Annotated in this window: 1 protein-coding gene; it reads right to left on the bottom strand. The window is 51.0% G+C overall.

What is annotated here, in order from left to right; translation table 11 throughout:
• Positions 1-1498: hypothetical protein (locus tag NAF19_RS30450; RefSeq protein ID WP_252794244.1), on the bottom strand; the 1498-nt coding region annotated here is incomplete at its 3' end.
• Positions 1499-1525 lie beyond the last annotated feature (27 nt).

The following is a 1525-nucleotide window of genomic DNA, read 5'->3' as shown; positions in this document are numbered from 1 at the left end:
TTACCTTGCCCGTTACATCATATTGCAGGTAATACTTCGGTGCGGTTGTGCCGGTCTGCAGTTCGCTTTTCAACCGGCCGATCTCGTCATAAGAATAGCTGGCATAGGCGGTCGGCGTGGCTGTTGTCCCTACACTGGTCAGCTTATTGGTGTTGGCCTGGTAGCTATACTTGGTGAAATTATCTGATAGGGTGCCTGCACTATTGGTTCGCTGCAGGGCGGTGATATTACCATTGGGGTCGTACGTGATCCCTTTTTCACCAAAGGTCGCCCCCGCTGCAAAACTCCCCACCGGGCTATAGGTAGGCGTGCCCCAAACCGATTGGTTATATTGATACGTAGCATCATAACTGTAACTGTACATCGTTGGAACCTGGATACCTGGAAATGCTGAAACAACGGATGCCGGCTTATTACTTTGCCAGCTCATGCCCGTGACATTACCGTTATAATAGGTGGTGCTGCCGGTAGGTATGCTTGTGATCCCGCTGCCGGTACGGCTGTAATCACCATTAAAATATTCCAGCTGCATGCCGAATGCATCTTTTGCGAAACTGTTGGTAATTCCATCCTTCATCGGGTCATTGGTGGCTAGACCTGTCGGGCTGTTGATCGATTTCAGCCAGCCCTGCGGGGTATACACGTAGTCTATCCCTTGTAGCTGGTCGCCTAGTTCCACACGTTTCAGCGGGCCATGCAGGTAGTAATAGTAATGGGCCTGCTGAACCATTGTGACACCGTCCGTACTTGTCTGTGCATTGATCAGCCTGCTGTCGGCATCATAGGTATAGTAATGGATAAACCGCTCGCCCGGGGTTTCCCGCTGAAAATCAACACTGGCTACATTCCCCTGGTCATTATACGTGTAGTTCACTGTTTTAGCCCCCAGGCCTGCTATTTGTTTCACCATCCAACTCACCCGTCCGTGGTCATCATAATTATACCAGGTCGTACTGTTGTCATTGCTGGTATAGCTGACCGTTCCTTTTAAAAAGCCTGCATCCTGTGCGTAACCGGTAAACGGCGCCATCGGGCTCGGCAAGTCATAATGAGTATTGATTACCGAGAGCTTGGTGGCGCCCGCAATATCACCCGCTGCGCCCGTCGCTTCCAGTAATGTCGTATTAGTCGCAAGCGTCGAAAATGTCGCCGTGGCCACTGCATATTCTCCCGATTCAACCGGGCGGCCGTAATCGTCATAATCTGTATAGGAAAAACGCTCTACCTTACCGGTTCCGGCATTCGCCGTTACCTTCTGATAGGCGTTCTGCGAAAACCGGATCTTCCCGTCCTGCCGGTAGATGTATTGCGCCGCCCCTCCGTCGGGGCTGGTGGATGAGGTCAGCCTGCCCTGCAGGTCATATTGATATAACGTGATAAAAGGCAGCTGGCTTGCAGTTGTATAAGCGCTGAGGTCGCTTGGTATCAGTATCTTCGATCCGTTTGGCGTGATACTGGCTATCGTCTGGCCTAGCTGGTTATAAAAATTAAAGCTCACATCTGTGTACTTATTCGTATAGGTGAC

The organism is Mucilaginibacter flavidus (assembly GCF_024055575.1).
GTDB classification, from domain to species: domain Bacteria; phylum Bacteroidota; class Bacteroidia; order Sphingobacteriales; family Sphingobacteriaceae; genus Mucilaginibacter; species Mucilaginibacter flavidus.
The sequence above is the reverse complement of the archived record's forward strand: the minus strand, read 5'-3'. Positions and strand labels throughout refer to the sequence as shown.